The 13,218-nt window shown below is 70.7% G+C and carries 12 protein-coding genes; 8 read left to right on the top strand and 4 right to left on the bottom strand.

Features of this window, described 5'->3' with window-relative positions:
• Positions 1-28: 28 nt before the first annotated feature.
• From MRBLWH7_RS13660 to nucS, 3 genes are all read right to left on the bottom strand, one after another.
• A complete protein-coding gene (locus MRBLWH7_RS13660) occupies positions 29-1,300 on the bottom strand; it encodes a hypothetical protein (RefSeq protein WP_341995348.1) in 1,272 nt (423 codons plus the stop codon).
• Positions 1,293-2,012, bottom strand: coding sequence for an HAD hydrolase-like protein (locus tag MRBLWH7_RS13655; protein WP_341995346.1), 720 nt, complete (start codon positions 2,010-2,012; stop codon positions 1,293-1,295). Before MRBLWH7_RS13655 ends, MRBLWH7_RS13660 begins: the two co-directional genes overlap by 8 nt.
• 63 nt (positions 2,013-2,075) lie before the next feature.
• Complete coding sequence (gene nucS, locus MRBLWH7_RS13650) at positions 2,076-2,771, bottom strand: endonuclease NucS (protein WP_341995345.1); 696 nt, start codon at positions 2,769-2,771, stop codon at positions 2,076-2,078.
• A gap of 139 nt (positions 2,772-2,910) precedes the next feature.
• Here nucS and MRBLWH7_RS13645 point away from each other — a divergent pair, with 139 nt between their 5' ends.
• A complete protein-coding gene (locus MRBLWH7_RS13645; protein WP_341995343.1) occupies positions 2,911-4,305 on the top strand; it encodes a ParA family protein in 1,395 nt (464 codons plus the stop codon).
• 35 nt (positions 4,306-4,340) lie between these two features.
• Here MRBLWH7_RS13645 and MRBLWH7_RS13640 read toward each other — a convergent pair whose 3' ends face one another.
• Positions 4,341-5,570, bottom strand: a complete 1,230-nt coding sequence (locus tag MRBLWH7_RS13640; protein WP_341995342.1) for an MFS transporter — start codon at positions 5,568-5,570, stop codon at positions 4,341-4,343.
• A gap of 82 nt (positions 5,571-5,652) precedes the next feature.
• Between MRBLWH7_RS13640 and MRBLWH7_RS13635 the strand changes: the two genes are divergently transcribed.
• The 7 genes from MRBLWH7_RS13635 to mnhG all read left to right on the top strand — a co-directional run bounded on the left by MRBLWH7_RS13635 (position 5,653) and on the right by mnhG (position 13,147).
• Positions 5,653-6,720 carry a LacI family DNA-binding transcriptional regulator gene (locus tag MRBLWH7_RS13635; RefSeq protein ID WP_341995341.1) on the top strand — a complete coding sequence of 356 codons (1,068 nt, stop codon included), beginning with the start codon at positions 5,653-5,655 and terminating at the stop codon, positions 6,718-6,720.
• A 153-nt stretch (positions 6,721-6,873) separates the two neighbouring features.
• Positions 6,874-9,810, top strand: a complete 2,937-nt coding sequence (locus tag MRBLWH7_RS13630) for a Na+/H+ antiporter subunit A (RefSeq protein WP_341995339.1) — start codon at positions 6,874-6,876, stop codon at positions 9,808-9,810.
• Positions 9,807-10,352 (top strand): Na(+)/H(+) antiporter subunit C, encoded by a 546-nt coding sequence (locus tag MRBLWH7_RS13625; protein WP_341995338.1) that lies wholly within the window; start codon positions 9,807-9,809, stop codon positions 10,350-10,352. Before MRBLWH7_RS13630 ends, MRBLWH7_RS13625 begins: the two co-directional genes overlap by 4 nt.
• Complete coding sequence (locus tag MRBLWH7_RS13620) at positions 10,349-11,932, top strand: Na+/H+ antiporter subunit D (protein ID WP_341995336.1); 1,584 nt, start codon at positions 10,349-10,351, stop codon at positions 11,930-11,932. Before MRBLWH7_RS13625 ends, MRBLWH7_RS13620 begins: the two co-directional genes overlap by 4 nt.
• The gene (locus MRBLWH7_RS13615) at positions 11,929-12,528 is read left to right on the top strand and encodes a Na+/H+ antiporter subunit E (protein WP_341995334.1); all 600 of its coding nucleotides are present in this window, start codon (positions 11,929-11,931) and stop codon (positions 12,526-12,528) included. Before MRBLWH7_RS13620 ends, MRBLWH7_RS13615 begins: the two co-directional genes overlap by 4 nt.
• Positions 12,525-12,791 (top strand): monovalent cation/H+ antiporter complex subunit F, encoded by a 267-nt coding sequence (locus MRBLWH7_RS13610; protein ID WP_341995332.1) that lies wholly within the window; start codon positions 12,525-12,527, stop codon positions 12,789-12,791. The genes MRBLWH7_RS13615 and MRBLWH7_RS13610 overlap by 4 nt, the downstream gene beginning before the upstream one ends.
• Positions 12,791-13,147 (top strand): monovalent cation/H(+) antiporter subunit G, encoded by a 357-nt coding sequence (gene mnhG / locus MRBLWH7_RS13605; RefSeq protein ID WP_341995330.1) that lies wholly within the window; start codon positions 12,791-12,793, stop codon positions 13,145-13,147. The genes MRBLWH7_RS13610 and mnhG overlap by 1 nt, the downstream gene beginning before the upstream one ends.
• Positions 13,148-13,218 lie beyond the last annotated feature (71 nt).

The raw sequence follows: 13,218 nt of genomic DNA, 5'->3' as shown, positions 1-13,218 counted from the left end.
ATAGCGGTGGGCTCTGCTGCTGTCCCCGTTATCCGGGCGGGCCAGCCTGACGGGCGAAATCCGCCAGGGCCTTGGCATCCTCGGCGTCGCGCATCGCGCGGCGGGCGGCGTCGAGCGCGGCCACCGGGTCCTGCGCCTGGCGGGCCTGAGCGAGCTCGCGCTGGGCCGAGAGCAGCCTCGACCGTGCGTCGGCTCCGGCACGGGAACGGGACACGGATGCCTCGGCCTGCGCGAGTGCGCCGCGCGCGGCGGCGAGAGTGCCGGGGAGGGCGGTGCGCGCGCCGCGCAGGCGCTGCTGCGACGTGCGTGCGTCGCCCAGGGCGAGGTCGAGCCGGCTGCGCAGGCGCGCGATGGCGTTAACCGTGCGGGTGGGGCGGCGGGCAGCATCCGTCTCGATGCGGTTCAGCTCGCCGTCGATGGCGTGCAGCTCCGCGCCGAGCCGTGCGGCGTCGGCCGCGTCGAGGTGCTCCCGCGTGACGGCGGCGTGGCGCAGGGCGTTGCGCGCCGACGCGATCTCGTCCGGCACGGCCTGCGCGGCCTGCAGCACGAGCCGGTGGGACTCCTCGAGGTTGCGGGCGTCGGCCTCCGCCTGGCGGAGCGCCCGCTCGGCCGCGGCGAGCTCGGAGAGGGCGCTCAGCGACGGGTCGGCGGCACGGGACGACGCGGCGTCGAGGTGGCGGCGGGCGGCGGACACCTCGGAGAGGGCGGCATGCGCCGAGCGCGAGGCATCCCGCCACTCCTCCTCGGCGAAGCGGGACGAGAGGTCGGCGACGAGCGCGGCCGGATCGCCCATCGACGCGTTCAGATCGGCGAGGCGGCGGCGGGCGGCCTCGATCTGCCCCGCCGCCGACACGTTCGCCCTGACCCACGCCCCGTGCTCCTGGCGGGCGGCGGCCACGGCCGCGAGAGCCTCGCCCGCGTGGCGCTCGATGCGCGCCGAGACGCGGTGGACCTCATGGGGGGCGACCGCGGGATCGCTGATCGCCCGGTACTCCTCGAAGGCGTCGTCACGCACGTGCTGCGCGGTGAGGCGTGCCCGCCGGAGGGACGACGGCGCATCGCCGCCGTAGAGGGCGCCCGAGAGGCCGACCTCGAGGTCGAGCTCGCCGACCTCGTCGTCGAGCCGCACGAGCGTCGCACCCGCCTTCGCGCGCGCCTGCTCGGCGGATGCGCGCGCACGCGGTGACCGCCGGGCACGGCGGACGGACCATGCGATGACGGCGACGGCGATCGCCGTCACGCCGAACACGACCAGGGCCGGCACCAGCCACCCCAGGATCGTGGCGGCGAGCTCAGGCATCGGCGACGCCGGCGGCGGTGGCCGCGCCCTCGTCGGCGTACTCGCCGAACAGCAGCAGCGCGCGCAGCTGGTCGACATCGTCGACCACGGCCTGCGCGCCCTCGGACTCGTGCGGCCAGCTGAAGCCCCACCGCACGAAGATCACGGGTACGCCCTGGGCGGCGCCGCCTTCGACGTCGTGGTGCCTGTCGCCGATGAGCACCGGCCGACTCGTGTCGACGCCCGCGGCGGCGAGGCGGCGCAGCGCTTCGGCGACGATGTCGGCCTTGGCGCTCAGCGTCTTCTCGTCGGGGGTCGCGCCGACGATCGCGGTGAGCGAGGTCGACAGGTCGAAGTAGTCCATGAGCGCGACCACCTGCACCTCGGGCTTCGAGCTGGCGGTGGCCTGCGGGATGCCGCAGGCCGCGACATCCGTGATCAGCTCACCCATGCCAGGGAAGAGCTTGGCGCCCGTCGTGTACCCGTCGGTCTTGTTGAGGCCTCGGTAGAAGGTGACCGCCTCTGCCGCCTGTTCGGGGGTCATGCCGACGTTCACCTGGAACGACTGGTACATCGGCGGTCCGATCCAATGCACGAGCTCGGCGCGGGTCGGCGGGCGCTTGCCGAAGTGCTCGAGGGCGATCGTGAGGCGGCGGAGGATGCCGTCGGACGCGTCGACGATCGTTCCGTCGACGTCCCACAGCACACAGGTCCACGGCGATCGGCTCGGCATGGGACCAGCCTATGCGGAGCAGACCCCGACCCCTTCCGCGCGAGGGTGCTGCACCCTCCCCGGCTAGAACAGGCGCGGTGCGCCGGACTCGATCCCCTTCATGCCCTCGTAGTCGAGAGTGACGCAACGGATGCCGCGGTCCGCGGCGAGCACCTTGGCCTGGGGTCTGATCTCCTGGGCGGCGAAGACGCCGGTCACCGGAGCCAGGTGCGGGTCGCGGCCGAGCAGCTCGAGGTAGCGCGTGAGCTGCTCGACGCCGTCGATGTCGCCGCGGCGCTTCACCTCGACGGCGATGGTGCCGCCCTCGGGATCGCGCAGCAGCAGGTCGACCGGGCCGATCGCCGTCGGGAACTCGCGTCGCACGAGCGTGAGGTTGTCTCCGATCACGTCGACCTGCTCGGCGAGCAGGCGCTGCAGGTCGGCCTCGACGCCGTCCTTCTGCAGGCCCGGGTCGATGCCGAGTTCGTGCGACGAGTCGTGGATGACCTCGTAGATGCGCACGAGCAGCGCGTCGCCGGTCTTGGCGTGGGTCACCCGCCAGTGCTCGAGCACTCCGGCGGACGCCGACTCTTCATCGGGCGCCTCGACGTCGAGGCGGCACGGCGGGCTCATCCAGTTGAGCGGCTTGTACGATCCGCCGTCGGAATGCACCAGGAGCGACCCGTCGCCCTTGTGCACCAGCAGGCGCGTGGCGAGGGGCAGGTGGGCGTTGAGCCGCCCGGTGTAGTCGACCGAGCAGCGGGCGATGACGAGACGCACTCGAAGAGCCTAGCCTCCCGCATCAGCAAGCCCGCAGACTGGTCGGATAGCCTTTGCCCTCGTCGCGCGCACTGCTGTGCTTTCCGTGCGACCCTCAGACTACGGTCCCCACGCCGTCCCTTCGTCCGGAGAAGAACCGATGAACTCACGTCAGCCCGACGCGACCGTCCACATCCTGTCCAGCACTGTCGCCGAGGTCCACGTCGGCAACGACGTGGCAGAGGTCGTCGCTCCCGACACCCTCGCCCTGCGCGACCGCGTGGTCGAGGAGATCCGCCAGCTCGCAGCATCCGCCGGCGAACCGGCCCACGCGACGCTCGTCGAGGGCTCGTCCCGCTGGCCTCTCGTGGTGCACCCGGACGGCACCTTCGACGAGGCCCTGGAGGAGGCGGCCGTGGACACGTCGGCGGTTCCCGCGGTGGCTCCGGTTCCCGCTGCTGCCCCGGTTCCCGCTGCTGCCCCGGTTCCCGCGGTGGCTCCGGTTCCCGCGCCTGCGCCCGCTCCCGCTCCCGCCCCTGTGTCGGCCACCCCGGTCACCGCGCCGACGCCGGTACCGGCGGTGCCGACGCTCGCGCCGGTGTCGGAGGAACCGGCGCGGCCGACCGTGCAGGACCTGCTCGATTCGCGTGGCGGCGGCGCCACCACCCGCCCGCGGGCGACGACGGGCTGGCAGGGTGCCGTGCGCCGCGCGACCGGTGGCCTCATCTCTCCCGCGCCCGGCCGTGTCGAGCGCTCGCGACTGGACCGAGAGAAGCGGGTCCAGCGCCGCCTCGATGCGCCGCGCACCATCGTCGTGCTCAATCCGAAGGGCGGCGCCCACAAGACGACGAGCACCCTGCTGCTGGCCGCGACCTACGGGACGCTGCGCGGCGGGGCGACCCTGGCGTGGGACAACAACGAGACCCGCGGCACGCTCGGCTGGCGCGCGCAGCACGCTCCGCACCACCGCACCGCCGTCGACCTGCTCGAAGACCTCGACGAGGCCTCGAACTTCCGCGGGTCGAGCCTCGCGGCGCTCGATCACTACGTGCGCACGCAGGTCGACGCGCGATTCGACGTGCTCGCCTCCGACGAGGATGCCGCGGCCTCCTCGACGATCGACGCGGCCGCGTTCGATCGGCTCCACGCCCTGCTGCGCCGGTACTACCGCCTGATGATCGTCGACACCGGCAACAACATGCGCGCGTCCAACTGGGTCGCAGCCGTCGCCGCCGCCGACCAGCTCGTGATCGTGTCGACCGTTCGCGAAGACACGGCGGCCAGCGCCGCCTGGCTGCTGGACGGCCTGCGCGAGAAGGGCTTCGGCAGGAAGATCGACGAGGCGGTGACCGTGCTCACGGCGCCGTCCTCGCGGCCGGATCGCAAGCTCGAGGCGCGCCTCTCGCAGCACTTCGAGCAGGTGACTTCCGCGGTCGTGAACGCACCGTTCGATCCTTCGCTCGTCGACGGCGGCCCCATCGACTTCGACGCGCTGTCGCCCGAGACCCGCGACGCGTGGCTCACCGTGGCGGCGACGGTGACCGACCGGCTCTGACCTGGTCGGTGGGATCCGACCGGGTCCGCGCCGGCTCAGTGGTGGGCGTGCCCCGCGCCGACCTTCGATCCGGCGATCGGCTTCGCGGCGCCCGAGGCGAGCCCCGACATCGCGATGAGACCGACGATGATCCAGAGCGTGGGCAGGATGCCGATCTCGTGGCTGATCCAGCCGAGGATGGGCGGACCGCACAGGAACGCGAGGTACCCGATGGTCGCGGCGGCCGAGACGGACGCCGCCGCCTTCCTCGGGTCGTCCGCCGCCGCCGACATGCCGAGAGGGAAGCCGAGCGAGGCCCCCGCGCCCCACAGCGCGATGCCGATGAACGCGATCGGCAGGTTCGGCGCGAGGATGAACATGACGAGGCCGACGCCGGCCGCGATCGACAGGATGCGCAGCGACCACACGCGTCCGATCCGGTCCACGAGCGGACCGCCGAGGATGCGGAATGTCGTCATCGCGACCGAGAACACGGTCAGCGCGATGGCGCCGACGGCCTCGGTCTGGTCATGGCCGTCCACCATCGCGATCGTGAGCCAGTCGTTGGCGCTGCCCTCGGCGAAGGCCATGCCCAGCATGATGGCGCCGATGGCGTAGGTGCGCGGATCGCGCCAGACCGCCAGGACCTCGGCGAAGCGCTCGCGGCGCGTGCTGCTCGTCGCAGGATCGTCGTGCATGCTCTCGCGCACGGGGACGGCGCGCAGCGACAGCAGTCCGGCAGCGGCGACGAGCAGGCCTGCCGCGCCGAGGTGCCAGCCGACCCCGATGCCCAGGGCCGCCATCGCGACACCGAGTCCGGCGCCTGCGACCGTGCCGAGGCTGAAGAACGCGTGGAACAGCGGCATGAGCGTGCGCTCGAACGCCTGCTCCACCGCGGCCGCCTCGACATTCATCATGACGTCGGTGGCGCTCATGCCGAGGCCCATGAGCCCGAGCCCGAGGGCGGCGACGACGTACGACTGCGTGAACTCCACGCCGACACCCGCGAGCACGACGCCGAGCGCGAACGTGATGATCGTCACGAACATGCCCCGTCGCGCGCCCCAGCGCGCGACGATCACATTGGCCAGCGACAGGCCCACGATCGAGGCGGCGCCCGCCACGAACAGCAGGACGCCCACCTGGAGGTCGTTGATGCCCAGGTCCACCTTCACCGCGGGCAGGCGGGACGCCCACGACGCGAAGCCCACTCCCATGATGAGGAAGATCGTGAAGATGGCGGTGCGCCAGGCGACCAGCTGCCGACGAGTGAGCGCGGTGTCCATCCGCACATGCTAGCGAATCGATTCGGCGATGCCCGAATCGATTCGACATCACCTCTCCGCGACGGGCTACGATCGTGACAGCATGAGCCGCCAGGACACCGGCATCCGCCGCGCCACGATCTCGGACGTCGCCCGTGAGGCAGGCGTCTCGCCGTCGACCGCCTCCGTGGTGTTCAGCGGCAAGACACCGGTGTCGGACGCGACCCGCCGCCGCGTGCTGGACGCCGCCGCCGCGCTCGGCTACACCGGCCCCGACCCGCGCGCGGCCTCGCTGCGTCGCGGCCGCTCGGGGATCGTCGGCGTGGTGTTCGAGGAGCACCTGGGCACCGCGTTCCTCGACCCGGTCAAGACCCTCATGATGGACGGCCTCGCCGACGCGGTCACTCCGCTCGGCGCCGGACTGCTGCTCCTCCGAGACCACGAGCCGACCGGGAGCGGCCCCTCGCTCACCACCGCACCGCTGGACGCCGCTGTGCTCATCGGCTGCAGCGGTCTGCTGCGCGAGTCGCTTCAGACCGTCAAGGCACGCCGCATCCCCGTCGTCGTCATCGAAGGGGATGCCGGCGACGATGTGCCGCGAATCGGGCTCGACAACCGCGAGGCCCAGCGCCAGGCCGCGAGTCATCTGCGTGCGCTGGGACACCGCGAGGTGGCCGTCGTGACGCTGCCCGCACGGGTCGACTGGCAGCGCGGCTGGTTGCACGACGACACGGGGGTCACGGTGGACGTCACCCGCGAGCGGCTCGCCGGCGCCCTCGACGTCTTCCCGGACGCCGCCGCCTTCGCCGCCGCCGGCAGCTTCATCGACGAGGGGTTCGCGGCCGGCCGAGAGATCTTCGCCGACCCCGACCGGCGACCGACCGCGGTCATCGCGCAGAGCGACCTGCTCGCGGCCGGGGTCATCCGGGCGGCCGAAGAGGCCGGCCTGCGCGTGCCGGAGGACGTCAGCATCACCGGCTTCGACGGCATCGTCGTCGACGGCCTCGCCCCGTACGAGCTCACCACCCTCGTGCAGCCCGCCACCGACAAGGGGCGCGCGGCCGGCGCCGCCGTCGCAGCGATGCTCGAGGGGACCCCCGCGGCGTCGATCCGGTTCACCTGCACCTTCCGCGAGGGCAACACCACGGGGCCGCCACCCCCGCGCGGCTGAACCGCCCGCAACGCCCCGCACCGGGCGAGGATGTATGCCGTTCAGGCGATCGGGCGCGACGCGCCCGTTAGGATGGGATTCGACACCCCGATCGCCTGGGCTTTGCGCCGTCCTCCTCTGATGTGCGTTGCCGACGACCCCGAGGAGGCCCGAATGCTCCTCGTTCTCGGCGCGTTCGCGGTCGTTCCGATCCTTCTGCCGTGGCTGGTGGCGCGCATCGGCGCTCGCGCGTTCTACGTCGCAGCGGTCCTCCCGATCGTGGGATTCGTCTTCGCCTCCGTGCTCACGCCGCAGGTGCTGGCGAGTGATATTCCGTTCGAGACATACGCATGGATCCCGCCTCTCGGCATCGACCTCTCGATGCGGATGGACACGCTGTCGTGGCTCATGACGCTGGTCGTCACGGGTGTCGGCGCGCTCGTCATGATCTACTGCCGCTGGTACTTCCGCGGCAAGAGTGACAATCTCGGTCAGTTCGCCGCCGTGCTCCTCGCGTTCGCGGGCGCGATGTACGGGCTCGTCCTCACCGACGACCTCGTCGTCCTCGTGATGTTCTGGGAAGTCACCAGCGTGCTGTCGTACCTCCTCATCGGGTACTACAACAAGCGCGCGGCGAGCCGTCGTGCCGCCCTCCAGGCCCTCCTCGTTACGACACTCGGCGGACTCGTCATGCTCATCGGCGTCGTGCTGCTCGTGGTCGACGCCGGCACCTCCAGCATCTCGACGATCCTCGCCGCAGCACCGTCCGGCCCGATCGTCGACGCCGCGCTCGTGATGATCCTCGTCGGAGCGCTCAGCAAGTCGGCGATCTTCCCGTTCCACTTCTGGCTACCCGGTGCCATGGCGGCGCCCACTCCGGTGAGCGCCTACCTGCACGCGGCGGCCATGGTGAAAGCCGGCATCTATCTCATCGCCCGCTTCGCCCCGGTCTTCGCCATCGCTCCGACGTGGCGGCCGATCGTCGTCGCGCTGGGGGTCTTCACGATGCTGCTCGGCGGTTTGCAGGCGCTGCGCGAGACCGACCTCAAGCGAGTGCTCGCCTTCGGCACCGTGAGCCAGCTGGGCCTTCTGACCGTCGTGCTCGGCTACGGGACACGGGATGCTGCGCTCGCAGCTCTCGCGCTGCTGCTGAGTCACGCCCTCTTCAAGTCGGCGCTCTTCCTCGTGGTCGGCGTCATCGACCGCCAGCTGTCGACCCGCGATCTGACCGAGCTCTCGGGTGTCGGCAGGCAGGCACCGGTCATGGCGACGTTCTCGATCATCGCCGTCGCGTCGATGATCGGCATCATCCCCACGATCGGCTTCGTCGCGAAGGAGGGCGCGCTCGCCTCACTGCTGCACGAGGCCCTGGGCGGCGCCGTGTGGGGGATCGTCGCGCTGGTCGGCGTCGCGCTGGGCTCGGTGCTGACCGCGGGGTACGGCATCCGCTTCCTCTGGGGCGCCTTCTCGACCAAGCGCGCGGCGAACAGCGACCGTATGCCCGATACGGAATGGCCCGACCCGCCGATCGGGTTCCTCGTCGCGCCGATCGTGCTCTCGGGCCTCACCGTCGTCGCGGGCGCCTTCGCACCGTGGCTCGACAAAGCCTTCGCGCCCTATGCCGACCAGGCGCCGCCGTCGACGCCGGGTGTCGCTGCGCCCGAGCACCCTGCGCACCTCGCGCTGTGGCACGGCCTCGAGCCGGCGCTGTGGATCTCGCTCGCCACGATCGCGATCGGCGTGCTCGTGTTCTGGCTGACGCGCAGCTGGCGTCCCGCGAATCGCCTGCTGCCCTTCACGGCGGCGGAGGCGTACAACGGCACGTTGCGCGCGGTAGCGCGCCTGTCGGTGATCACCACGAGCCTCACGCAGCGCGGTTCGCTGCCGCTGTACGTCGGCACGATCTTCGTCGTGTTCGTCGCGGCGGAGTCGACCGCGCTGCTCGCGAGCGACGACTGGCAGGCGAAGCTCGACGCGTACCAGACGCCCACGCAGCTGCTCGTCGCGCCGGTCATGATCGCCGCGGGACTCATCGCGATCCGTGCGCGCAAGCGGTACACCGGCGTCGTGCTGGTGTCGGTCACGGGCCTCGGCATGGTGCTGCTCTTCGCGACCAGCGGCGCACCCGATCTCGCGCTCACCCAGATCCTCGTCGAGACGGTCACGCTCGTCGCGTTCGCCCTCGTCCTGCGCCGCATCCCGTCGCGCCTCGGCGAGCACAACGCCTCGGTATGGCCCGTGGCCCGGGCTGTGCTGGGCGCGGCGGTCGGCATCACGATGGCCCTCGTCGCGATCGTCGCAACCAGCGCCCGGGTCGAGAAGCCGATCTCCGACTCCTTCCCCGTCCTCGCGTACGAGCTGGGCCATGGCAAGAACGTCGTCAACGTCGCGCTGGTCGACCTGCGCGGCTGGGACACCATGGGCGAGCTGTCGGTGCTGATCCTCGCAGCCACGGGTGTGGCCTCCCTCGTCTTCGTGACGCACCGCGCCGACACGCTGTCGCGGGGCATCGCGCCGCTGCCCGCAGGTGCGACGCGCGCGCGCCGCCCGCTCGTCGAGACCTCCGACGGTCTCAAGCAGCGCGGCGATGCACGCGGCAGCGGCCGCATGGCGTGGCTCGTCGGCGGCCAGCGCGTGCGGCCCGAGAACCGCTCGATCATGCTCGAGGTGATCGTGCGGATCCTCTTCCACACGATCATCATCGTCTCGCTGTATCTGCTCTTCGCCGGCCACAACCTGCCAGGAGGAGGGTTCGCCGGCGGTCTCGTCGCGGGCATGGCGCTCGTCATGCGATATGTCGCGGGCGGCCGCTACGAGCTCGGCGCCGCCGCGCCCACCGACGCCGGGCGACTCCTGGGCACGGGCATGACGATCGCGGTCGCGTGCGCGATCGTGCCGGTGTTCTTGGGTGACCAGCCGCTCACGAGCTACTTCTGGGAGTGGGACGTGCCACTGCTCGGACACGTCGAGTTCGTCACGTCGACGCTGTTCGACATCGGCGTGTACCTGGTCGTCATCGGCCTCGTGCTGGACGTGCTGCGCAGCCTCGGCGCCGAGGTCGACCGCCAGGCGCAGGAAGCACGCGAGCAGCAGGGGGTGATGGTCCCGTGAACGTGTCGCTCGTGCTCATCATCGTGATGGCCGTGCTCTTCGCGTGCGGCGTCTACGCCATGCTCGAGCGCAGCCTCACCCGTGTGCTCATCGGGTTCCTGCTCCTGGGCAACGCGACAAACCTGCTCCTCCTGATCGTGATGAGTCGCCCGGGCGTCGCACCGTTCTTCGGCGCGGCATCCGTCGACGAGATGTCGGATCCGCTCCCGCAGGCGCTCACGCTCACCGCCATCGTCATCACCTTCGCCGTCTCGGCGTTCCTTCTCGCCCTCATCTACCGCTCCTGGCAGCTCGGTCAGGCCGACACCGTCACCGACGACGAAGCCGATATCGAGGTGCGCTCTCGCGGTGCCGCCGACGAGGACACCATGGACGAGGAGACCGAGATCGAAGATGCCGACGACGATGCCACCACGGACTTCGTGGGCACCGCGACTGCGCCGATCATGATCCTCGGTGCGCGCGACTTCGCGGGTCTCCGCGACGATGCGCCGGTCGACCGCCCCGATCAGGGCCCCCGGGATCGGGGTGGCGACGAATGATCGAGATCGCCCCCGCGCTGGTCCCCCTGCTCGTCACGCTGCCGCTGCTCGGCGCCGCGGTCGCGCTCATCGCGGGTCGGCACCGCAAGACGCAGGTCATGGTCTCGGTCGTGACGCTCAGCGCCGTGACGGTGATCGCGGCGATTCTGCTCTACGTGGTCGACGTGGGCGACAAGCCGATCGCCGTGTCGGTCGGCGGCTGGCCGATCCCGTTCGGCATCGTGCTCTACGTGGACCGGCTCGCGGCCCTCCTCGTGGTCGTGTCGAGCATCGTGCTGCTCGCCGTCCTTCTCTTCTCCGTCGGACAGGGTGCGGCCGATGGCGACGACGACACCCCGGTCTCGATCTTCCACCCGTCGTACCTGATCCTCGGCGCGGGCATCTTCAACGCGTTCATCGCGGGCGACCTCTTCAACCTCTACGTCGGCTTCGAGATCCTCCTCGTCGCCTCGTACGTGCTGATCACCCTCGGCTCGACCGAGTCTCGCATCCGCACCGGCGTGGTCTACATCGTCGTCTCGCTGGTGTCGTCGATCCTCTTCCTCGCGGCGATCGCCATGATCTACGGCGCGCTGGGCACCGTGAACATGGTGCAGATCTCCGAGCGCATGGGCGAGCTGCCGCAGGAGACTCAGCTCATCCTGCACCTCATGCTGCTGCTCGCGTTCAGCATCAAGGCCGCCGTCTTCCCGCTGTCGTTCTGGCTGCCCGACTCGTACCCGACCGCGCCCGCCCCGGTGACCGCGGTCTTCGCGGGCCTGCTGACCAAGGTCGGCGTCTACGCGATCATCCGCACTGAGACCGAGCTGTTCCTCGACAACGACGTGAACCAGCTGCTCATGTGGGTGGCACTCGCGACCATGATCGTCGGAGTGCTGGGCGCGGTGGCCCAGGCGGAGCTCAAACGAATCCTGTCGTTCACGCTCGTGAGCCACATCGGCTACATGATCTTCGGGCTCGCGATCGCGACGCCCGCTGCGATCGGCGCGACGATCTACTACATGGTCCACCACATCGTGGTGCAGACGACGCTGTTCCTCGCGGTCGGCCTCGTCGAGCGTCGCGCGGGATCGACGTCCATCCTCCGGGTCAAGGGCCTGATGAAGGCGGCGCCGGTCATCGCGGTGCTGTACTTCATCCCCGCGGTCAACCTGGGCGGCCTGCCGCCGTTCTCCGGCTTCATCGGCAAGTTCGCGCTGTTCGACGCCGCCGCGCAGGTGGGCACGCCGATCATGATGGTGCTGATGGTGGGCGGCATCCTGACCAGCCTCCTCACGTTGTATGCGCTCATGCGGGCGTGGAACCTCTCCTTCTGGCGAGAGGACGAGGATTCGGCCGAGACCGAGGCGCGCATCTCCTACCTCGGCTCGGCGCCCGCCGCCGGTGTCGAGACCGAGCGCCGCGTCATCCCGAAGATCATGACCGCCGCGACCACCGGAATGGTCGCGATCACCGTTGCCCTCACGATCTTCGCCGGGCCGCTCTATGACGTGTGCACGCGCATCGGCGAGGCGCTGCTGCAGCCGGTGTCGCTGACCCAGCTCGAAGACGACGCCGCGGGAACGGAGAAGACGCCATGAGCCCCGACCTGCCTCAGGGCCGGCTCCGCCGCGGGTTCGTGACAGCGTGGCGGCAGCTGCCGTTCTTCGTGTGGCTCATCGCTCTGTGGATGCTGCTGTGGGGCCAGTTCACGTGGCTCGCGTTCCTCACGGGGCTTGTCGCCGCGCTCGTCGTGACGCGCATCTTCCGGCTGCCTCCCGTCGAGCTGTCGGGCCGCGTGAACCTCTGGTGGGGACTCGTGTTCGTCGTGGAGTTCCTGGTGGCCGTGGTCCTCGGCTCGCTGACGGTGGCGTGGCAGGTGCTCGACTTCCGCCGGCAGCCCGGGTCCGCGATCATCGCCGCGCAGCTCGTCACCGACGACGACCTCATCATGACCCACGTCGGTGTGACGTGCTCGCTCATCCCCGGTTCGCTGATCGTCGACACCGACCGCGACCGTCGCATCCTGTACCTCCACGTCATCGGCGTGCGCGACGACGCCGACGCCGAGAAGCAGCGCGCGAGCGTGCATCACTGGGAGGAGCGCATTGTGAGAGCGGTCGGCTCGCACGCCCAGCTCCAGGCGATGAGGGATGCCGCCCCCCATGGCTCCCTGGCCCGAGGGGGTTCCCGATGAACGTGCTGCTGCTCGCGATCTCCGTGATCTTCGCGGTCGCCGCGCTGCTCACGCTGTGGCGCATCGTCATTGGGCCCTCGATCCTCGACCGGGCCGTGGCATCCGATGTCTTGCTCACCCTGGTGATGTGCGCGCTCGGCGCGGAGATGGCCATCAACCACCACACACGCACGCTGCCGGTGCTGCTGATCATCGCGGCCGTCGGGGTGTTCGGGTCGATCTCGATCGCGCGGTTCGTCGCGAGAAGGGACCAGGACCGCTGATGGACGCCATGCTCGACCTCGCCGCCGTGATCCTCATCCTGATCGGAGCACTTCTCTGCCTCACCGCCGCGATCGGCGTGCTGCGCTTCCGCGATGTGCCGACCCGCCTGCATGCCGCGACCAAGCCGCAGGTGCTCGGGCTGATCCTCATCTGCCTCGCGATCGCGCTGTCGCTGCGGTCGTGGCCGGTGGTCGCGTTCCTCGTGCCGGTCGTGCTCATGCAGCTGGCGACGGCGCCGCTCTCGGCGCACATGGTCGGCCGGCAGGCCTACCGCAACGGCACGATCGACGAGGCCGCGCTGCACGTCGACGAACTCGCCGAGTCCAAGCGCACCCCGCCCGCCTCCGGCGGCTGACCCTGCCAGACGGAAGAGCTGGGCGGGGTCTACGACGAGGCCTGGCCACGGTGGTACGCCGCCTTCATGGC

Origin of the sequence: Microbacterium sp. LWH7-1.2, from assembly GCF_038397755.1 — a bacterium.
Taxonomy (GTDB): Bacteria; Actinomycetota; Actinomycetes; order Actinomycetales; family Microbacteriaceae; genus Microbacterium.
This window is presented reverse-complemented; position numbering and strand designations above follow the sequence as displayed.

Coding starts and splice junctions, on each gene's coding strand:
- MRBLWH7_RS13660 (WP_341995348.1), bottom strand. CDS start 1,300: ATGCCTGAGCTCGCCGCCACGATCCTGGGGTGGCTGGTGCCGGCCCTG.
- MRBLWH7_RS13655 (WP_341995346.1), bottom strand. CDS start 2,012: ATGCCGAGCCGATCGCCGTGGACCTGTGTGCTGTGGGACGTCGACGGA.
- MRBLWH7_RS13645 (WP_341995343.1), top strand. CDS start 2,911: ATGAACTCACGTCAGCCCGACGCGACCGTCCACATCCTGTCCAGCACT.
- MRBLWH7_RS13640 (WP_341995342.1), bottom strand. CDS start 5,570: ATGGACACCGCGCTCACTCGTCGGCAGCTGGTCGCCTGGCGCACCGCC.
- MRBLWH7_RS13635 (WP_341995341.1), top strand. CDS start 5,653: ATGAGCCGCCAGGACACCGGCATCCGCCGCGCCACGATCTCGGACGTC.
- MRBLWH7_RS13630 (WP_341995339.1), top strand. CDS start 6,874: ATGCTCCTCGTTCTCGGCGCGTTCGCGGTCGTTCCGATCCTTCTGCCG.
- MRBLWH7_RS13620 (WP_341995336.1), top strand. CDS start 10,349: ATGATCGAGATCGCCCCCGCGCTGGTCCCCCTGCTCGTCACGCTGCCG.
- MRBLWH7_RS13615 (WP_341995334.1), top strand. CDS start 11,929: ATGAGCCCCGACCTGCCTCAGGGCCGGCTCCGCCGCGGGTTCGTGACA.
- MRBLWH7_RS13610 (WP_341995332.1), top strand. CDS start 12,525: ATGAACGTGCTGCTGCTCGCGATCTCCGTGATCTTCGCGGTCGCCGCG.
- mnhG (WP_341995330.1), top strand. CDS start 12,791: ATGGACGCCATGCTCGACCTCGCCGCCGTGATCCTCATCCTGATCGGA.